The sequence below is a fragment of the Halorubrum sp. SS7 genome (assembly GCF_005435055.1).
In the GTDB taxonomy this organism is placed as follows: domain Archaea; phylum Halobacteriota; class Halobacteria; order Halobacteriales; family Haloferacaceae; genus Halorubrum; species Halorubrum salinarum.
Genome location: NZ_SGXV01000003.1, coordinates 93461 through 110895, shown reverse-complemented (window position 1 = coordinate 110895; position 17435 = coordinate 93461). Strand labels below are relative to the sequence as shown.

37 protein-coding genes are annotated in these 17435 nt (G+C 58.8%); all 37 read right to left on the bottom strand.

Annotated elements, in window-relative coordinates; all coding sequences use genetic code 11:
• Nucleotides 1-2 precede the first annotated feature (2 nt).
• The gene (locus EXE44_RS04885) at nt 3-371 is read right to left on the bottom strand and encodes a hypothetical protein (protein ID WP_137716205.1); all 369 of its coding nucleotides are present in this window, start codon (nt 369-371) and stop codon (nt 3-5) included.
• Nucleotides 368-643: a hypothetical protein gene (locus EXE44_RS04880; RefSeq protein WP_137694990.1), complete on the bottom strand. Its 276-nt coding sequence runs from the start codon at nt 641-643 to the stop codon at nt 368-370. Before EXE44_RS04880 ends, EXE44_RS04885 begins: the two co-directional genes overlap by 4 nt.
• Nucleotides 643-879, bottom strand: a complete 237-nt coding sequence (locus tag EXE44_RS04875) for a hypothetical protein (RefSeq protein ID WP_137716204.1) — start codon at nt 877-879, stop codon at nt 643-645. The genes EXE44_RS04880 and EXE44_RS04875 overlap by 1 nt, the downstream gene beginning before the upstream one ends.
• The gene (locus tag EXE44_RS20165; RefSeq protein WP_158293433.1) at nt 872-1036 is read right to left on the bottom strand and encodes a hypothetical protein; all 165 of its coding nucleotides are present in this window, start codon (nt 1034-1036) and stop codon (nt 872-874) included. The genes EXE44_RS04875 and EXE44_RS20165 overlap by 8 nt, the downstream gene beginning before the upstream one ends.
• On the bottom strand, nt 1029-1232 hold the full coding sequence (locus tag EXE44_RS04870) for a hypothetical protein (RefSeq protein ID WP_137694989.1): 204 nt from the start codon (nt 1230-1232) through the stop codon (nt 1029-1031). The genes EXE44_RS20165 and EXE44_RS04870 overlap by 8 nt, the downstream gene beginning before the upstream one ends.
• Nucleotides 1225-1875, bottom strand: coding sequence for a hypothetical protein (locus EXE44_RS04865; RefSeq protein WP_137716203.1), 651 nt, complete (start codon nt 1873-1875; stop codon nt 1225-1227). The genes EXE44_RS04870 and EXE44_RS04865 overlap by 8 nt, the downstream gene beginning before the upstream one ends.
• Nucleotides 1872-2012: a hypothetical protein gene (locus EXE44_RS20160; RefSeq protein WP_158293432.1), complete on the bottom strand. Its 141-nt coding sequence runs from the start codon at nt 2010-2012 to the stop codon at nt 1872-1874. Before EXE44_RS20160 ends, EXE44_RS04865 begins: the two co-directional genes overlap by 4 nt.
• Nucleotides 2012-2338 carry a hypothetical protein gene (locus tag EXE44_RS04860; protein ID WP_137716202.1) on the bottom strand — a complete coding sequence of 109 codons (327 nt, stop codon included), beginning with the start codon at nt 2336-2338 and terminating at the stop codon, nt 2012-2014. Before EXE44_RS04860 ends, EXE44_RS20160 begins: the two co-directional genes overlap by 1 nt.
• Nucleotides 2335-2532: a hypothetical protein gene (locus EXE44_RS04855; protein WP_137695037.1), complete on the bottom strand. Its 198-nt coding sequence runs from the start codon at nt 2530-2532 to the stop codon at nt 2335-2337. The genes EXE44_RS04860 and EXE44_RS04855 overlap by 4 nt, the downstream gene beginning before the upstream one ends.
• The gene (locus tag EXE44_RS04850) at nt 2529-2714 is read right to left on the bottom strand and encodes a hypothetical protein (protein ID WP_137716201.1); all 186 of its coding nucleotides are present in this window, start codon (nt 2712-2714) and stop codon (nt 2529-2531) included. The genes EXE44_RS04855 and EXE44_RS04850 overlap by 4 nt, the downstream gene beginning before the upstream one ends.
• Nucleotides 2711-3088, bottom strand: coding sequence for a hypothetical protein (locus EXE44_RS04845; RefSeq protein WP_137716200.1), 378 nt, complete (start codon nt 3086-3088; stop codon nt 2711-2713). Before EXE44_RS04845 ends, EXE44_RS04850 begins: the two co-directional genes overlap by 4 nt.
• Nucleotides 3085-3279 carry a hypothetical protein gene (locus EXE44_RS04840; RefSeq protein ID WP_137694965.1) on the bottom strand — a complete coding sequence of 65 codons (195 nt, stop codon included), beginning with the start codon at nt 3277-3279 and terminating at the stop codon, nt 3085-3087. The genes EXE44_RS04845 and EXE44_RS04840 overlap by 4 nt, the downstream gene beginning before the upstream one ends.
• A 43-nt stretch (nt 3280-3322) precedes the next feature.
• Nucleotides 3323-3526 carry a hypothetical protein gene (locus EXE44_RS04835; protein WP_137694964.1) on the bottom strand — a complete coding sequence of 68 codons (204 nt, stop codon included), beginning with the start codon at nt 3524-3526 and terminating at the stop codon, nt 3323-3325.
• A complete protein-coding gene (locus EXE44_RS20155) occupies nt 3519-3668 on the bottom strand; it encodes a hypothetical protein (RefSeq protein ID WP_158293431.1) in 150 nt (49 codons plus the stop codon). Before EXE44_RS20155 ends, EXE44_RS04835 begins: the two co-directional genes overlap by 8 nt.
• Nucleotides 3669-3799: 131 nt before the next feature.
• The gene (locus EXE44_RS04830; protein WP_137694963.1) at nt 3800-4240 is read right to left on the bottom strand and encodes a hypothetical protein; all 441 of its coding nucleotides are present in this window, start codon (nt 4238-4240) and stop codon (nt 3800-3802) included.
• Nucleotides 4233-4424, bottom strand: a complete 192-nt coding sequence (locus tag EXE44_RS04825) for a hypothetical protein (protein ID WP_137694962.1) — start codon at nt 4422-4424, stop codon at nt 4233-4235. The genes EXE44_RS04830 and EXE44_RS04825 overlap by 8 nt, the downstream gene beginning before the upstream one ends.
• A gap of 112 nt (nt 4425-4536) precedes the next feature.
• Nucleotides 4537-4809 (bottom strand): hypothetical protein, encoded by a 273-nt coding sequence (locus tag EXE44_RS04820; RefSeq protein ID WP_137716199.1) that lies wholly within the window; start codon nt 4807-4809, stop codon nt 4537-4539.
• On the bottom strand, nt 4806-5141 hold the full coding sequence (locus EXE44_RS04815; protein WP_137716198.1) for a hypothetical protein: 336 nt from the start codon (nt 5139-5141) through the stop codon (nt 4806-4808). Before EXE44_RS04815 ends, EXE44_RS04820 begins: the two co-directional genes overlap by 4 nt.
• A gap of 60 nt (nt 5142-5201) precedes the next feature.
• A complete protein-coding gene (locus EXE44_RS04810) occupies nt 5202-5540 on the bottom strand; it encodes a hypothetical protein (protein ID WP_137716197.1) in 339 nt (112 codons plus the stop codon).
• 63 nt (nt 5541-5603) lie between these two features.
• Nucleotides 5604-6263, bottom strand: coding sequence for a hypothetical protein (locus EXE44_RS04805; protein WP_137716196.1), 660 nt, complete (start codon nt 6261-6263; stop codon nt 5604-5606).
• Nucleotides 6264-6444: 181 nt separating this feature from the next.
• On the bottom strand, nt 6445-8070 hold the full coding sequence (locus tag EXE44_RS04800; protein WP_137716195.1) for a DNA polymerase domain-containing protein: 1626 nt from the start codon (nt 8068-8070) through the stop codon (nt 6445-6447).
• Between the two features lie 16 nt (nt 8071-8086).
• Nucleotides 8087-8371, bottom strand: a complete 285-nt coding sequence (locus tag EXE44_RS04795) for a hypothetical protein (protein WP_137716194.1) — start codon at nt 8369-8371, stop codon at nt 8087-8089.
• Nucleotides 8371-8823: a reverse transcriptase-like protein gene (locus EXE44_RS04790; protein ID WP_137716193.1), complete on the bottom strand. Its 453-nt coding sequence runs from the start codon at nt 8821-8823 to the stop codon at nt 8371-8373. The genes EXE44_RS04795 and EXE44_RS04790 overlap by 1 nt, the downstream gene beginning before the upstream one ends.
• A gap of 41 nt (nt 8824-8864) precedes the next feature.
• Nucleotides 8865-9254 carry a DNA cytosine methyltransferase gene (locus EXE44_RS04785; RefSeq protein ID WP_199233703.1) on the bottom strand — a complete coding sequence of 130 codons (390 nt, stop codon included), beginning with the start codon at nt 9252-9254 and terminating at the stop codon, nt 8865-8867.
• Nucleotides 9247-9804: a DNA cytosine methyltransferase gene (locus EXE44_RS04780; RefSeq protein WP_137716191.1), complete on the bottom strand. Its 558-nt coding sequence runs from the start codon at nt 9802-9804 to the stop codon at nt 9247-9249. Before EXE44_RS04780 ends, EXE44_RS04785 begins: the two co-directional genes overlap by 8 nt.
• Nucleotides 9797-10429, bottom strand: coding sequence for a DNA cytosine methyltransferase (locus EXE44_RS04775; RefSeq protein ID WP_137716190.1), 633 nt, complete (start codon nt 10427-10429; stop codon nt 9797-9799). The genes EXE44_RS04780 and EXE44_RS04775 overlap by 8 nt, the downstream gene beginning before the upstream one ends.
• 47 nt (nt 10430-10476) lie before the next feature.
• Nucleotides 10477-10998, bottom strand: coding sequence for a hypothetical protein (locus EXE44_RS04770; protein ID WP_137716189.1), 522 nt, complete (start codon nt 10996-10998; stop codon nt 10477-10479).
• 38 nt (nt 10999-11036) lie between these two features.
• Complete coding sequence (locus tag EXE44_RS04765; RefSeq protein WP_137716188.1) at nt 11037-12248, bottom strand: 3'-5' exonuclease; 1212 nt, start codon at nt 12246-12248, stop codon at nt 11037-11039.
• Complete coding sequence (locus EXE44_RS21890) at nt 12248-12373, bottom strand: hypothetical protein (protein ID WP_274595367.1); 126 nt, start codon at nt 12371-12373, stop codon at nt 12248-12250. Before EXE44_RS21890 ends, EXE44_RS04765 begins: the two co-directional genes overlap by 1 nt.
• Nucleotides 12373-12927: a DNA N-6-adenine-methyltransferase gene (locus tag EXE44_RS04760; RefSeq protein ID WP_137716187.1), complete on the bottom strand. Its 555-nt coding sequence runs from the start codon at nt 12925-12927 to the stop codon at nt 12373-12375. The genes EXE44_RS21890 and EXE44_RS04760 overlap by 1 nt, the downstream gene beginning before the upstream one ends.
• Before the next feature lie 41 nt (nt 12928-12968).
• The gene (locus EXE44_RS04755) at nt 12969-13589 is read right to left on the bottom strand and encodes a hypothetical protein (RefSeq protein ID WP_137716186.1); all 621 of its coding nucleotides are present in this window, start codon (nt 13587-13589) and stop codon (nt 12969-12971) included.
• A 47-nt stretch (nt 13590-13636) separates the two neighbouring features.
• Nucleotides 13637-15652 carry a hypothetical protein gene (locus EXE44_RS04750; RefSeq protein WP_137716185.1) on the bottom strand — a complete coding sequence of 672 codons (2016 nt, stop codon included), beginning with the start codon at nt 15650-15652 and terminating at the stop codon, nt 13637-13639.
• 84 nt (nt 15653-15736) lie between these two features.
• Nucleotides 15737-16219: a hypothetical protein gene (locus EXE44_RS04745; protein ID WP_137716184.1), complete on the bottom strand. Its 483-nt coding sequence runs from the start codon at nt 16217-16219 to the stop codon at nt 15737-15739.
• 54 nt (nt 16220-16273) lie between these two features.
• Nucleotides 16274-16498 (bottom strand): hypothetical protein, encoded by a 225-nt coding sequence (locus EXE44_RS04740; protein WP_137706924.1) that lies wholly within the window; start codon nt 16496-16498, stop codon nt 16274-16276.
• Nucleotides 16485-16742 carry a hypothetical protein gene (locus tag EXE44_RS04735; protein WP_137706925.1) on the bottom strand — a complete coding sequence of 86 codons (258 nt, stop codon included), beginning with the start codon at nt 16740-16742 and terminating at the stop codon, nt 16485-16487. The genes EXE44_RS04740 and EXE44_RS04735 overlap by 14 nt, the downstream gene beginning before the upstream one ends.
• Complete coding sequence (locus EXE44_RS04730) at nt 16735-17160, bottom strand: hypothetical protein (RefSeq protein WP_137716183.1); 426 nt, start codon at nt 17158-17160, stop codon at nt 16735-16737. The genes EXE44_RS04735 and EXE44_RS04730 overlap by 8 nt, the downstream gene beginning before the upstream one ends.
• Nucleotides 17161-17162: 2 nt before the next feature.
• Entirely contained in the window at nt 17163-17432 is a 270-nt protein-coding gene (locus EXE44_RS04725; RefSeq protein WP_137695080.1) for a hypothetical protein, read from the bottom strand.
• Nucleotides 17433-17435: the final 3 nt, after the last annotated feature.

The following is a 17435-nucleotide window of genomic DNA, read 5'->3' as shown; positions in this document are numbered from 1 at the left end:
CACTATGTTACGTCTTCACCCGTCACAGGATCAACAGCGATTTCCTGACATTGGTACTCGGTAAGTCTATATACACATTTGTGATGATCGCCAATCCCGTAGTAGGTGTCAACGTTAGGCGCTAACTCTTGGGACGGGTATGCGTGATGCTGGAACCCGTGTGTCCGTTCAAACTCGTCGGGATCAATGCGTGTGATGTGGACGATGTCAAGGATAGCCACATTCTCCCAGTTGATTTCGGCAATCGCTTTTCGGATGTACCGTTCGAGCTGGTCGTTTGCTTCTTCGATGATCCGCTCGCGTTGTCGTTCTATGAGGTCGTTGACGCCTTTGAGTTGCGCCGTTTTCGCGAGGTCTGGTATGTCGCTCATGGATTCACCTGACGAGTGTACGCGCAGTCGGGACACACGTCGTAGACGTGGTTGCGGATCTTCAGCCACGCAAACTCTGTCGGTGGGCCGTCGAAAAACGTCTCCCCGTCGATCGTGACCTCGGTGGGGCGACCATCCTCATCGAAGGTCATCTCGACGCTGTCAAAGTCGTCTTCGGGGACATAGCGTACGTCTTTCGTCCCTGTCTCGTCACGAACCTCGTAGTACCTACCGACAGTCTTCCACTCGGAATCGTGGTGGCTACACGGCATTATTCGTAGGTTCTGTCGGACTGGTTGAGTTTGTGTCCGATAGCTGTCGCCCCACACGCTTCACACTCGATTGTGAAGTCGCCGTCGAGGTGGACGGTGATCTTCGTGGTCGTCGTCCGATGACACGACGGACACTTGAGGAAGTCCGCAGGGTTGTCTACGAGGTGTTCGTCGTATTCGGTCGTCGTCAGCGACGACGTACTGATAGACGAACCACGTTCGTCGTATTCAGTCATCCTTGATCTCCTCGTGAATCTTGACGGAAGCAAACGCTATGACGGCGAGGTAAACGAGGGCTATTGTCTCAAACCCGCCATCAAATATGTAGACGATGAGCGGTAGCAACATTACCACGGTGGCGACTGTGTCAGACGCTCTCTCGTCGTCAGTCATCGTCAAACACCCCGCTCCACGCACAGAACCCAGTACCAGCAAGCAGCGCCACAAAGAGCGGCCACACCGCTCCGAGGACGATGACAAGGATCGGGTCTGAACGGCGACTCTGTGCCTCCTCTACAGCCGCCACACCCATCACGAACATCCCGATTAGGCTGTACGCAACGCCACCGATGAGGAGGAGATTAGTCATCGGCGGGGACACCCCCTGTGTCAACGTCCCCGAACGGGTCACGATCCATCGGTAGGCGTAGCTCCTTGGCAACGACCTCCCCCTCGGGCGGGGACACCTGCGCGGAGTCCAGTTCGTCCGTTGCGGGTTTCACCATCGAGATGTTATCAGACGGCGTTGTCCGCGGTGACAGCGCCTCCAGTAGCGCCCGTTCGGCTTCCGAGGCCCGTACGTCTTTCACCTCGGCAAACGTCGCTGTGTCCACCTCACCGCTTGTGACGAGCCACGTTGCGAGCAGGCGGGCGTCGAGGACGATGGGAGCACGGTGGTCAAAGGAGATCACCACGACGGGTGTCGCCCAGTCAGGCGTTCCGTTGATGAACCGCAACAGTTCTTCGACGCCAGTCTCATCGTCTTCCGAGCCACCGAAGACGTAAGAACACCGTTTACCCGTCGCTGCCTGTCGCTTCTTCGCTTCGATGAGGTACAGGCCGTTCTGCCCTCGACGTTGGGCCTCGGGAGCAACCGCGACGACGATGTCACTCGATCCGATCGCAGAGTTACCCGAGTACCCCACAGTCGAGAGCCACACGTCGCGGGTAGTAGCCTCGGTTAGTTCGGCTGATAGACTGTGCTCGTATCGGCGGCCGTGTTGTTGTGTCATGGGAGGGTTCCAGGGGTTCCAGTTATCCACAATCCGACGAGCGTCACCGTCGTCCAGACGACGAGTGTGATGAGGAAGTACAGCGCCGCCTTCCCGCCAGTTCGCAGCCCACGGCGGATTGCCTCGGAGGGGAGCATTACAGTCCCCCTCCAACGCCTGCGGCCAGCGAGAGGATGAACCAGACGAGCCACAGGACGAACCCAACGATGAACGGGGCGCCGCCGAGGATCGACCAGTTCCAGTTCGTCCGCTTGAACGACGCCCACGCCTTCGCGTACTCGGAGTCGTAGTCCCACGGGTTCTGGATGCTATGACGCATCTTCCACGACCCATCGTAGACGCCGTACAGCGAGGCACCGAGGCCGAGGCCGAACCCGATGGCGAACGGCATCCACGGACGGGTGCTCGTGGCGAGGACACCGTCACCGACCGTCGTCACAATCGTCGGATCGCTAATGCTCACGGCAACTCACCCCCAAAAATCTTCGCGGAGAGCCAACCGATCAGGAAAACCCATAAGAACGGCCACAGCACCGTCAGAGCGATAATCCTCCAGAAGTACACGTTCTCGGCACGACGGTCTTCTACGAGGATCATCAGGAAGATGAACGTGAGTGCTGCGCCGACAACGTATCCGCCTGCGAGCCACGGGATCATGACGAACCACCAACCGTCTCGATGATGATCCCGACAGCCGTTGCGAGAGCGATGGGCCACAAGAGGATCACGCCCACCATGAACGCCGTCAGTTCCTCGTTGTGATCTGACATCATGTAGCCGTTGAACACGGCTGCGAGCAGTACCCCTGCGACGTACGTACCGATGAGTAACTCGTTCATGGAAGGACTCCCTCCGCACCGACGTAGTTGAAATCGTACTGGACGTTCCCGCCGTAGCACTTCTTACAGGCCACAGCACCGTACTCGCGAGCAATCGCCTCCGTCGTGAGGATCATGTCGTGGAGGCTCCCGAGCTTCTTCGGGTTGTGATACGTCAGCCACGACGTACCCACAGCGACACGACGATCCTCGGGGGCTGCCGTCGCTGTCTCGGTCCCTGAGATGTCCCCAACGACGCCTGCTGCCCACGGTGGGACAGTCACGTCACCAGTCGGGGCGTATTTCGGGTTACACGGATCGGGCGTTCGCTTCGCAGAACACCCGTCGTTGACGACGGCTTCGTTGTCGTCAAGTTCGGGCGTGTCCGTACTCACGCTGCTCCCACCCGTTCAAAGGCGTCAAGCGATTCCATGATGGTCGCCGTCGGAAGCCGTACCTTCGCCTGACCTGCGAAGATGTCCTCGACGCGGCCGTTCTGTCCCTTGAACGGGCCTTCAAGTCGGCACTCTACCCGTTGCCCGACCTGTATTCGGTCTGGTGTATCGGGGGTTGGATCAGAATCCATACACCCCTCTGTTTGGGTTGTAAGTATAAAAAGATTGGTGTAACTACTGGTGTCGACGGAGCTGGACTGTCAGCCCCGTGGCGACGACGTTGAGCAGACACGCAATCGTCGCAGCGAGATACGTCGGCCAGTATTCGAAGGGCCACCAGCCGACCCACGCACCGACGACGTGGAGGATCATCGCCGTGACGCAGACGACCCACGTAAACATCGACATCGTCGTGGTGAACGCCTGAACGTCATCCATACAATTCACTCACCTCGGAGAGCATTGAGGGCGTGTAGTAGATCGCTGCGAGGCTGTTTGGACAGAACAACGTGTGCTCTGGAGATTCGTAGTCCTCCCCACAGACGAAACACGTCGTGTTCACCCCTTCCAGTTCAGCCATTGTGTGCTACCACGCGACAATTGCCCTCCTCAACGCGAGGGACACAGTTCTCACAGACCCAGTACGTCTCGCCGTTCGGGGATGTCGCCTCGGTCAGCGTCGTGTAGACTTGGCAGTTTTGGCAATGGCCTTCAGTCATTGTTACCGATCCCCTCACAGTCTGCGGCTCTCACCGCATCGATCTGGAACCACACCTCGCCTGTAATGACATCGTACGATGAACTATCGGGAATCTCACCGTGGTCGGCATCGAACAGTCCGTCAGCGTCGGAGTTTATTTCGTACGCATCTTCGGGATCAGGACCGAGGTATTCATCGGGGCTGTCTGTCTGAAGGAACCACGCACAGAGCCGCTCGAACGTGCCTACGGGGAGCGTCATCGTCCGTGGTTCATCCCACGAAACATCGTACTCCGTTATCTTCACGTAGCGGAGATCACGACGTGTGATGTCCAGTTCCTCGGCAGCGTGGTTGAGTGCGTCAGCCAGCCCATCTTCGGGTTCCTCTATCTCCGCCTCAACGTGGTGGCCGACAACAGGCACGTCGCTGAAAGTATCCTCCTCGTCACTCATCGTTGTCTCCCTCGGGGATTGTGACCTCCCGAGCCTCCAGAATCGTGTACGTCTCGTCTAACGCCTCAACACGGAGTCGACGCTGCTCATCGTTGAGGTGAGAGGTGTCGGTGACGAAGCCAAACTGAACCATGTCCGTGTCGGGCGGCAGCTCCATCCCACCGAGGACATCTTCGACGTTCATTGGTAGTGACGGTCGCGATCAGGCCGTGGGGTGTACCACGGCGCGTCGACGTTGGTTCCTGGTTGGATCGGCTCCTCGATTAACTGCTGGCGGGTCTGTGTGTAACGTCCCCTCATCCGTTGATCACCAGCCACGCTGTGACGAGGAACACGAACGTCGTGAAGGCGACTGTGAACGCCGTCATCGCCGTTGGGAACTGGAAGTACAGCCAGTCGGTGAGATGGTTCGCGAGAAACGCATCCCACCACCCGACGTTTGCGAGTGAGGGGCGGACCTCGACGGCGGCTTCAGCAGCTCGACGCGACCACCACGAACCGATGGTACCCATCCCTGCTCCCGCAACACCTGCGCCGCCGTACCAGCCGAGCGTCTTCAGACGGCTCATTCGTCACCCCCGAAGTCGTTCGGGCCGTACGACACCATCTGCGAGTGGGCGTCCGACTTCCGCGCCGACTGCTGGAACTTCACGATTCCCTTCGGAATCTCCGCACGAACGGCGACGAGATTACCAGATTCGTCACGCTGGTACGACAATATCTCCGACGCCTCGACCGATAAGACCCATTTGACCAGCGTCGGGACGGAGGTGTGAACCCGTCCGTAACTGACATCATTTGGGAACGTCAGCGTCGTCTCCTTTTCGTCCGTCGCGAGTTTCGGGTCGCTCGCGATGGGCAGTTCTCGTAGTTCGGACTTCGAGAGGTCTGTTTCGCGCACACCCCTCTGTTCGTCTTGGCTCTATAAAAAAGTTAGGCCGCGAACCGCACGGACGACGCCTTACCGTCGGTCGGAGTTGATCTCGGTGTCGTCAACCACGACTTCGAGATCAGAACCAGTAGCGTCGATGTGGGCTTCAGACGGGTTCTCGTTTCCGAAGACATCCTCGGGTTCGTAGTGTGCGCCTTGGAAATCCTTGCGAGCGAAGTACCGCTGGAGGTCACGGCTTGTGTGTGGCATTTCCAGCGCGTCCCATGCGTCTGCTCGACTCTTGGCGCGGACAGGAATCGTCGCCGTCTGTCGCAGCTCAACCTGAACGGCGAAGACCTCGGTATCTTCTGCTTCGGTATTCTCGTCGGCGGTGCTTCCATCGTTGGCAGCGGTTTCGGCTTGTGCCATCGCACCCTGACGTTTGGGTGGCACGTATAAAAAAAGTTAGGTCAAGTGAGAAACGAAGACGACCTACGAGACAGCCGCAAGGAAGTGCGGCATCGAACGGAGGTCGTCTTCGTTGAGACAGATCACGTCGTTCCCGTGAACATCGGGGATGTAGTCGCTGATGACATCACCTGGACGGACACCAGCGATGTCGTCCGCGTCGACGGCGACAAACTGCGTGTCCTCGGGGCCACCCTCAACAGGCTTGGTGGCGTTGGCGGGGAAGACCATCGCCTGCTCGGTCACGTTCACAACCCGCCCGTCGATCTGGTCGGTGTCCTCGACTTCGAAAAACGCCGAGCGGTGGAGCTGCTCCGTCACAGAGTCCACCAGCGCGAACCAGATGAAGACAGGCTCATCTACCTCGTTGGTGAAGTTGACGTACTCGTTGAAGTGACGACGGTTACAGCGAGCGAACCACTCGGGGCTGGTCTTGACCTTCAGTTCGATGTAGGCGATCAGTTCACCGTCATCGTAGACGCGGAGGTCAGGACCGTCGCCGTACAGCACCTCGTCGGCGTGGCGGGCGTCGTCACCGTGGTCCTCGACGGTGAACCCGTGGGCTTGTAAGCGGGCGAGGAGGTGGCCCATCCCGATGTCGTGTGTTTCGTAACTCTCCGCGAGTGGTCTATCCCGAACTGCCATAACCTGTTCTTCAGTCAGCCCTGTTTCTTCTAACGTCACGACACCTCACCTCCGACGAAATACATTGAGACGCGGGGCATCTGACGCATTGCTGGTGTATTCGGTCGTGTCATTTAGTTGTAACCCCACCACGGTGAAACTGGTTTCACTTTCAGCATGGACACAGGTACTCGCACGCTACCCCTCTGTTCGTCTTGCCGCTATAAAAATCTACTGGCTATCAGAACGACGCAAGGCCAGTCTGCTCGTGGTTGTGACGGATTTCCGACCACGCACTCCCACCGAAGCGCGTCTCCAAGAGCGGCTTCAGCGGGTCAATGAGCGTCTTCTGGAGGTGACGGTCCCAGTCAATCGTCACGTCGGCAGGGATATTCGCGACGTTGTTCACCGCGATGGCGTCGACGGGGTCGCCGTCCTCGGCAGTCTGTGCTCGGTAGGTGGTCGCCATCCCCTCGCCCACGTCCTCGACGTAGACCAAGCGTGGCTTGTCACCCTGCTGGACGGTGACGCCGTCTATCTCGCGAGAGGCGTACTTCGCACCTCTATATAGCGGCGCAGGCGTCCGTGTGGCCGTCCCGTACTCCGCGAGGGGTTGGCCTATGCCCCCACGCTTCGCCACCCTGTCTACGTCCATCCGCCCGTTCGCGATGGCGTCTGCGTAGTCGCGAAGGGTCGGGAACAGGTTCTCACGAGCCGTTGAGTCCGAGTGACGGAGTTGCGCCGCGAACGCCCGCTGTGCCTGTTTCGTGATCGGCGCCACGTCTGACCGCTCGGCCTCCAATCCCGTGATTGATATTTCATCAACCTCGCCGTCATCGTCATTCCAGTTCTCCCATTGAATATATCGCTTCTTGCGGCCAACGTCGCCGTGGGGGAGCTGTTCTGCGGGGATGAAGACCTTCGGCGCGTACGATTCGATCTCGATCTCGCCGTGGTGGTGTTCGGGCGGGACACCAAACTCCTGTTGGAAGAAGTCGTCGTACCCTGGGCCGTTGAGTTGTTCGACGGCCTCCTCAACCAGTTCCATCGCTTCGTGACGAGTCGAGGCCGCGGGAACAGCAATCCCCACGCCGTCGGTGTCCCCCATCGCGGCGTACGCCTCGTAGCCCATCTCCGCGAGTTTGTCGATGACGTAGTCGCGAGAGAACTGGATCATCTTTCGGCCCGAGAGGGTAATCGCCTCGGCAATTCGCCAATCAAACAGCCGAAACGACGACTCCTCCGTGGCGAACCCCAACACGCCGTAGATCGAGTTGGTCACACGCTTCGTGGACCCGTACAGCGACGTACCGCGGTACTGGTTCTTCAGGTCGATCAGTTCCTCAACGCACTCCGTCAGAAAGCCCTTCTGGACATCGTGAGCGAGGAAGTAGACCTTCTCGTAGCGGGGACCAGCCCCGTCGTCACACGACCACTTCGTCGCAGGGGCGTGTGGGTCGTAGACGACCTTGTACTGACCGTCGGTGTACTGTTGCCACGGTTCTCCTTTGTCCAGATGTTTCACAGGACGAGTGTCGATGTACCCCCACACACAGTCGTCTTCGGTGTACTCACTCTCACGGAGATCATCCCGCGTCCCGATGGTTGTCTCAAGTGAGGCGTTCAAGGTGAGGATAAAGGATGGATACATCGAAGACACGTCGATATAGACGACGTTCTGATTGACACCCGCCGTTGGCGTCTCGACGTGAGCACCAAGGTACTTGTACTCCGCAGGCGGCCCGCCAGTCGGGAGACGGATTCCCTTCTGTCGGGCCTTGCGGAGCATATAGATGTCAATGAGGTCTTTGTTGTACTCCGCGTTATCGTAGGTCGCCCCAGTCACCTGCTGGAGCGACGCGAACACCGAGTCGTCGCTACGGCTACTCAATCTCGTTCACCACCAAATCTGCGACAACAGACCCATCCGAGTCACGGACAACTCTCACATCCTGCTGACGGATTAGGGCTACCGCGGCCCTCGGAATATAGTCTGAACGGTCGTATGAGTCACCTGCTTTCTCATCAACCACCCTAACAACCTTTTCACCTATCGGTCTGAACCACACCCGCCACCGATTATCCCATCCACCAGAAAGCCGTGAGGCTGTGTATAGTTCGTCCTCGCTTTCGATACGTGGTGGGTGACGTTCGACTTCAACGTCCATCACGGAGCCTCCATCGCCTCGGTATCAAGGTACTCTTGGCTCGCTTTCAACCCCGCCCGTGCCTGCGTATGAGCTGCTTCGTTGCGTCCTCGGTTCACACGACTGATCCGCCACTCATCGAAGCGTCCGAGGAAACTCATCAAGGCGTGACGGAAGTACGACTCGTAGTCGTCGCGGCAGACGTGGCGAACAGCAGTCACAAGCGACTGGTGATCGACGTGGCACAGGATGGCTGACTCGTCGTAATCAAGTGCCGCTCTGACCCCAGTAATCAGCGCACGGTACTCGCCACGGGCAGACCCCCACTCGATGTCGCGGTCGTCGTGTTCGGTGTTGAACACCCGTGATCCCATCTCTATGAGTCGTTCGGACCCACCCGTCGCTTTCGTGAGGACGTACCCACACGACACGACGGGGTGTTCGTAACTCACATCTGTTGCCAAGTGGAGCATTACGCCCCTATGTTTCGGTTGTGGATATAAAAAAGTGCGGCCTAAAGCAGCCCCTCGACAACCGAGGCCACAAGGTCCGCAGGGACAGCGTTTCCATTGAGTGCGTACTGCTCTCGCTTGTTCCCTTTGAACACGAACGTATCGGGGAACGTCTGAAGCCGCGCACACTCCCGAACGGTGAGCCGCCGCGGCTCCTCGTGGTGGACAGGTGGCGCGGACTTCCCCGCGACGAGGGTAAACGCGGGTTCATCGGGATACGCCCGTGCGTACGCAGGATGTTTCGCTTGTCCGTGCTCCGTCTCACGGAGTTTTTCCACCGTACTTTCTGCGTGATTGATTGACACGTGGTTGTCTACATCGTGATCGCTGTCTGGATCAGGGAGATCCCCGATGGCGGCCTCAACGCCGACGTACGGCTCTTGTTCAGTCATCAAGGACATCATCTCCGTACAGTTCTTTCAGCCGCCGCTCTGTCCGCTCACGATACGTCTGGTGACTCGTCCGCCCTCGACGGGGCGACGGGAGCTGTTCGGCGTCCGTCTGCTCGTGGGTACCGAGGACCGCCCCAACGACCGACGCTCCCAGTTCGGGCGGAACTGCGTTGCCGATCTGTTCGCGAGCAACCGTCGTCGCCTCGGGCAGATCAAACCCGTGTGGGAACGAGTGGAGCAGGGCCAGTTCCCGCGGAGCGAAGCGTCGTCCGTCCCAATGGAACGGCCCAGTCCGATACCCTGGACTTGCCAGCACCGACTTCACGGGTTTGTCGGGGTGGGCTTTGCGGAGGTAATCGGAGAACTTCGTCCGCCAGCCGAACTGTGGGTCGGGATGACCCATCTTCTCGGTGAAATACTGGTAGTTCATCCCCGCAGGGATCTCGTCCAGTAGTTCGGCAGTCTCCTCGTCGGGGTGCTGGAGATCCTCGTCGGACACGTCTACGGTATTGAGAACGTCACCCGCACCGACCCACGGTGATTTAGTCATCTGCCGTGACACCCGTCTGCGCGGACGTATCCACACTCGGTGCCTCGATCTCGCTGGCGGGGGCGTGCGTTGGTTCGGGGAACTGGGGTTCCGTGTCGGTATCTGTGCGCGTCCCGATGAAGAACACACGACGACGCTTCTGTGGGACGCCGTAGTCCGCGGCGTTCAACGTCATGTGTTCTACGTTGTACCCCGCCTGCTGGAAGTCCTCGTACAGCAGTTCGATGGTTTCACCGTCATCGATCGACTCGATCCCCGTGACGTTCTCCATCACGAACCAGTCGGGCTGGAAGTAGTCTACGTACTTAGCGTATCGGAAGACGAGATTGTTCCGCGGGTCGTCTTCGTTGCGGTCGTGGTTCGCCGTCGAGAAACCCTGACAGGGCGGCCCACCGACGATCCCGTCTACGTCTTCACGATAGATAGTCGTCTCTACGGCGAAGGTTGCGGGTTCCGTTTCCGCGAGGTTGTAGTTGTACGCAGGATGCTCAAAGTTCGCGGCGTACGTCTCAAGCGCCTGCTCGTCGTTGTCCACACCCGCGATTACGTTCGCGCCAGCTCGCTGGACGCCGAGGGTGAACCCCCCTGCGCCCGCAAATAAATCGAGTACGGAATCTTCGGACATTACACCCCTACGTTTGGGTTGCGAATATAAAAAAGTATGCCAGTACGTTACTGGCCGTTGAAGATCGGTACGTCAAACGGCGTGTGGTCCGCACACCACCGTACAAGTGGTTGTAGTTCGGGGTAACACTCCTCGGCGTTGAGGAACTGATTAACGAGAACCGTTATCAACCACGTCTCGTGGTGGGGTGGTCGGTGTTCGTATTCTAACTGCGCCCACACAGTTGTCGCCTCGTACGGAACTTCGTCGTACTCGTGCCACAGCGATTTGTGGATGACAGCAGCGAGAGCGTCGAAGAAGTCCTCGGTAAGATTGATAGAATCTCCGACTCCCTGATCTTGACTGAAGAACGTCGCCTGATCAAGCGTACTCGATGAGACGACGGGATACTCATCACCGTACTGATCGTTGATCCACAACTGGTATTCAACGTTCTCTCTGTACTCGGGGTTGAGGATGTAGAAACTGTATCGCTCTTGGAGATCCGATCGCCGCGTCGCAGCGTTGTCGGGCGGCGTCATCTCGGTATCCTGTTCGCGTTCGTCGTGGTAGAGCGTACGTCCGCTCATACCGCTGTATTTGGGTTGCGGATATAAAAATGTAAGCGTCAGATAATGCTGACGTTTTTCTGACTCTCGCGGTTAATCGCGACACACGCCTGAACGTCGCGAAGGCTGTACTCTGCGAACGTCGCAGGATCGTGTTTCCAGGCGTAGTCGATCGCTGGCTCGCCGTCCGTCTCACCGACCTCGGATTCTAAGTCGAGCTTCCCGACCGAGACGCCCTCGGCCTCGGCCACGTCCGCGAGCCGATAGGAGTCCAGTTCGTGAATCTGTGACTTCTGGTACAGCGACAACGAGTCAAGGAGCAGTCGCCCCTTGAACGAGGAGTTGATGAAGTTCCCGTCACCGTCCATCGGGTACACCTCCCCGAGCGGCGACGCATCGTAGACCGCGCCAATGCCGTTCAGCCGTGCGTAGTTGACGAGGTACGGATGGTCGAACCCCGAGGCGTTCCATCCTGTCAGCGCGTCCATGTCGCGATCTGTGACCCACTCAAAGAACTGTGCGACGGTGTCATGTGGGTTCTCGTAGATATATACGTCACATGGGTTGTCTTGCTCGTAGGAATCTATCTCGTCGTACGCAACACCGTCCCACGAGGGATGTGCGGTCAGCCACACGACGTACTCGTCGGTGTACGAATCGTGGGCCGTAATCGCCGTCACGGGGTTGTCCGCCCGCTCGGTTCCTTCCTGTGAAACGACTGGTGGGCCATCGCCACCTTGGGCGACCTCGATGTCGTACGTACAGACGCGCAGGGGCGGGACCGTCTCGGGTGTCTCGGAGCGTTCGACGTGGCGGACATCGCTCACAGGCAGCGCGTCTTGGACGGTGTATTCGGTGTCCGCAACGCTGTCTGGAACCTCGATCCATTGGGTGTCAGCCATGTCCACGAGGAAGCGAACAGGAAAGAGTACGTCCGCCTCGAACGGATCATAGAACAGCTCCCGAAGGTCGCCTACGTCCGACGGCTCGCGACAGACGACACGGACCATCGGCTCCCCGTCGATTGTCTGTTCGGGACGCCCCTGCCAGTCGGTCGTCTCGACTGCTTGGACGCGGTCGTCTTCTGCGACCTCCTCGGCCTTCTGGACCCACTCAGACTGACGGACCCCGAAGTACGGACGGTAGCCGACGATAGGGAGGTGGCGTCGCTCCCACGAGGCGTTGCGTCCGAAGACGTGGACGATGGGCGTCTTTTCCTTGTACCCGTCTTCTGCGACGGTGTACTCGGAGTCAATGACACGGAGATACATCAGATCGCCACCCCAACGATGAACGCGACACAGACACCGACGGTGAGTAGCGTCCCAACGACACCGATGAAGACACCGTCATCGAACCCGTCGTCGTACGCTTCCTTCTTGTTTGACCAACTCATTAGTCAGTCACTCCGTACGCACGGTCGCTGATGTCCACCGACGCCTCTGTTGCGAGCCAGCCCTCACCCGAGAGCCACACCTTCAGATCGTACGGGATCTCCCCAAAAATTGAGACGGCGGTGCCGAACGACGGACTCCCCGCGGACTCACCCGTCTCGGGTTCACGAAACTTCACACGGCCCTCACCGAACCAGACGTAGTTGGCGTTCGGGAGGATGTCCCCGTGGAACCACGATTTCACGTCGGTCGAGTCAGGCGTGAGCAGGAAGATCCGATCCACGTCGTCGTTGTGTTGGTACTGCTCAACTGCGTGTTCGACCCACTCGTCTTTCATCGAAAACGGTGGATTGACCCACACGTCACCAAACCACGGCCACTCGGTGCCGTCCATCCCGAGCGAGAGGTAGTAGTTCCACTCCCCGATACTGGTCCGTTCACCTGGACACGGGTCAACATCGAAGCCGCCGATGCGTTCTGCGATCCCCGAGTAAAGCCACTCGGGCGTCTGCCACACGTCTTTCTCGTTGAGTGACTGTAACGTTGGATTACCCATCGCAACCCTATGTTTGGGTTGTGGATATAAAAAAGTGGGCGCTACAATTCAGTAGCGAGGTCGGGGTTCGCGAGCACGAAGGCTAAGAACATGGCGTAGTTCGCCATCTCCTGTGCCGTCACGTCGGGGGTGTCCGAGACAGCGGCGTCTCCGTTTCCGTAGACGTTCTCGACCAGTCGCTCGTGTTTGTCTCCCATCCGCGTCAACAGGCCGAAGGCTTGTGAACGGGCAGGATCCTCGAACGGGGTCGCGGGCGTGTCTGCGAGTTTCCGCCCCGTGCGGAGGAACGACCACGAGTAGTCACGATTCTTGTTGACGACCTCCTGGAACGCTCCCTCGTACAGATCCGTCAGTTCGTTGATCGCCTTCTTGCCTTGGGTGTCCATGTCCGAGACATCGACCGCGACCTCCATGCGAATCGTGTCTCGTTCCATCATGGGGATCGTACTCATCTCATCCCAGTCGATCTCTGCGTTCTTGTCTTGGTAGTCCTCTGCCATCTCCGCGTACTCTTGTGCGTCAGGAGGAGAACGCGGGGTTTCTTCTAACGTCTCCACCCGCTCATCTCCGTCGAGAATATCTCGTCGGTCGTTTGTCGTATCAGCGCCGCCGTAGTCGTGTGTCGGTTCCGCACCAGCCGCGTTGCGTGGGGCGTCTCCCATGAGACACCCATACGTTCGGGCGGCAAATACAAAAAAGTAGGGTGTTCTTACTGCTCGTCTGCGACTACAAGCTGCGCCATCGCAGGCGGCGCAGCGTCGTCGTCGAGGGCGACCCACTCGTTGTGACGAAGCCGATCGAACGCCTCCTGAAGTTCCTTGCGTGCGTCGTCTACCGTGATGACACGGTCCTCGGTGAACTGCGAGCAGCTCCACAACTCATGGTCGGGGTCGAGGACTGTTCCCTCGGTGTCCGCGGCGTCAACTGTCTGCTCGCTGTCCACCGCGCCGACGTAGTGAGCCGCGGTGTGGTTGCCCGCGAACACCGCACCCTCGTTTTCACGGAGGTGTTCGAGCACCCATTGGTCCGACTGGCGTTCGGGTGGGCTGTCAGGCGATAAGGCCGCTGCGGACGGGTTTGTGTCCGCGTGAGGGGTACCCTCTGCGTCGTCAGACCCACCATCCTCATCACCGCTGAAATCATCAAGCGAGGAATCGCCATCACCGTCCCGCGGATCAACAGGCTCGGGTTTCCGTTCCTCCTCGTTTGGGTCTGGTCCCATCGCGGAGGTCAGGGTATCCTCATCCTTCGTCCCGCCCGAGAACTGTTCTTCGAAGTAGGCGTGTGTCTCCTTCGCGGGCTGGTCGCGAAGCGGATCCCACACGTCCGCGAACGGATCGTCTACGTCACACTCAACGCAGTCCTCGTTGAGATCGACGCCGTCCCGCTCGGCGTGCTTTGAGAGGTTCTCAATCCGCGGTGGCTGTAAGGCCCCGTCGTCGTGCTTCTGGTAAGCGTCCGCCTGGCCTTTCGGCCCCGCTGTGGACTTCCACCGTTGAAGGTAGTAGTCCTCGGCCAGTTCGTCCATCCGATCTTTCAGCGTCGAACGAGATGGGTGCGGGATGTCGTTGCCATCGAGCCACTCTTGGACCTTCGACACCGTCGTCCCGTCCTCGGAGGTCCGCGGTTCCGTCGCGTCGACAGCGTCGAGGATGTGTCGCTTCAGCGGCGTGAGTTGGTGTGTCGTAGACAAAAGCGACTCCAGACACATCATCACGTTCCACACGTCTTGCGGGGTCGCCACGTACTGCTCTATCGTCTCTGTCTCCGTGGAGTCCTCGTCTACGTACACCTCCGTCTCACGGGTGCGACGAGTGTGGTGGTTCGCGATCGCAGACGCCTTGATGAGATTGGAGATAATCCCGTACACGCGGTTCGTGTGGTCTTCGTCAATCGAGAAGACGGGTTCGACGCAGTACCACACCCACCTCGGGATGTAGGCTGCTGCGGCGCCGCTGCGAGCCGCGACGTACTCCTCACCATCCTCGTCTTCCTCGTAGGTGGTTTCCGTTGGGAGATCCGAGAGGTGGGTACGAAGGGCCGCCTTCACCTCGTGCGCGTCGTAGATGTACTCGTCGTCGTACTTGCTGGAGTCGATCTCCTCGTGACCAAACTCCTTGCGACCGATTGCCCGACGGGTGGTGCGGTCGTTTGAGAAGTACAGAATCAACGCTCTGTCTTCCAGCTCGTCGTTGATTCCACCCTTCTTGGAGGAGGGAGCGTACAACACCACCCACGGGTTCTGTTCAGCGGACACCTCGACGGGTTCGTACCCACCCACCGCGTCGGGGTTCTCAACGTTGCGGTCCTTCGCGTACCCACCGTCTTCGGGGTTCGAGGACTTCAGCACCTCCACGATAGCCGAGTCGATCTTGTCGTACTCGTCCAGCGGCGCGACGAGTGACAAGTCCCACTCGGGGGAGTCGAGGATGGCGTTCGAAGACGCATCCGTCTTCGTGTACTTGTCACGGTCAATGATCAGCGCCTCGGTCGTGTTTTTGGTGAGCGACTTCCCACTTCCAGGCTCCCCCTTCCCGATAACGTTGATGTGGAAGTCATCACCGTAGCCGTACCCCGACACCAACCCGAGCGTCATCAGCCAGCCTTCCTGCTCATGGCCGACGACGTTCCCGCGGAAATACTCAACAAACGCCTCTGCGACGTTGTCTGGTAACTCTATGTCATCATCTGTATCGTCTGTTACGTCGGAGAACGCACCTGCCATCGCTACCCCTCTGTTCGTGTGGTAAATATTTAAAGTCTTTGGCGACACGATACACAGACGGAAAGACGCCACCGCACCGAATCGTTACTGCCCGACCAACCGTTCCAGCCCGTCGCGGATCAGCGCCGAAAGCGTGTCGTACTCCGTCTGCTCGGCAGCGTCCTGAAGCATTGCGTAGACGACCTCCGAGGTGGTGAACGCGATAGATCGATCCTCGGGGTGGATCTCGTCGGGCAGCTCCTCGACTGGGAGAACCTCGTGGTGTTCGAACCGCTGTTCGCTGACCCAACTCGGCGGTGGAATCAGATACGACACATCGTAGTCATCCCGCGAGAACAGCACGTCACGGCTATCTATGAGGTGGGCGAGTTGGATGCGAAGCGCACGGTCTATCGCCGCGGACGCAGTCTGTAATCCCTCCGCTCGCCGTACTGTTTCAACGAGACGGGCGGAGTAATCGGTGGGGTCAGAGAGTTGTCCACGAGCGTAGCGTTTCGCTTGGAGATCCGTGTCTGTGACGAGACGGATGTCATCGGGCCACCACGGTTCAGAGACGTTGTCACTCATTACGTCTCTGTATGCGTGTCCGATATAAATGAGATGCGAAAAGAGGGTTAGACTTCAGACAGACTCTAACTCGTCCAGTTCGGGGATTTCCTTGTCGCTGGCAAACTCCTCGACCGACTGCCCCGTCTCCGAAGCGAGTCGCTGTGCCGTTTCAGTCACCTCCTTCGCACCGCGACGGAGGCACCCGAGACAGCGTCCGTGCGAGGTATGGATGTGTTCCTCGTCACATCTCTTACAGTATTCTTTCAGGGCCTCTGCGTCGATTTCAGCAGTACTCATCCTTGTGCTGGTCCAGCCACTCCTCGGCCTTCCGTTCGATCACCTTCTGTTTCGTCGGGTCGAGTGCGTCCGCCCGCATCTGCCCGCGGTACCGCGCCGCACGGTACGACGCCTTCGCGACCTGACGGACGAGTGCGTGGAGATGTTCGTCGGTGATCGCGTGAATATCTTCAGGAATCGACGGCGGACGCTCGGTTACAGTAAGCGTCTCGTCTCGGTGCGTCGTCACAGTTTCGTCACTCATCGTTGAACACCCACACAGCGGTGATCTCCATCCCGTTCTTCAGCGCCTCCGTCGGGGTGTCACCCAGTTCGTAGATCATCTGATACTCGGGTTTCACGACACGGCCAACGGCGCTGGCTCGCTGTGTCGAGCCAGCGTTAACGGCGGACGACTGTCCGCCGCCGTCGCTCGTCGGTTCCCCGAACTGGAAGTGGCCGTTGTACTCTACGAACTGGACAACACGGTGATCCTTGTACCGCTCACCGTCGCTTGCGGTGGCTCGCTCCGCCGAGCCACCGTTATCGACGGCGGCTTCGCTGCCGTCAACGTTCTCGGCTTCGATGGTCAGCGCATCACCCGCCTCGACATCGTTGAGCGCCTGTTCGATTGCGTCGCTGTCCGTCAGTTTCGTAGTGTCGTCAACAGTTTTCGTACTCATTGTTACTCGTTGATGTCCTCGTAGTCTTCTTCGGCGTTCTTCCGCCACTCCTCCTCGTCGTACTCTCCGACTTCGACGCCCGTAATCTGCGGAATTGCCAGCAGGGCCTCACGGATGCGTTCATGCGAGTCGTCGGAGTACATCATCCACAGATTCTCGTTCGGGTCAATCTGGACGACACCGTCATCGTCCACCTCACCGTCGATCCCAAACCCGATCGTTACGTCTTGTGGGTCGCCGTTGCTGTCGTATGTGACGCTGATTTCTCCCATCAG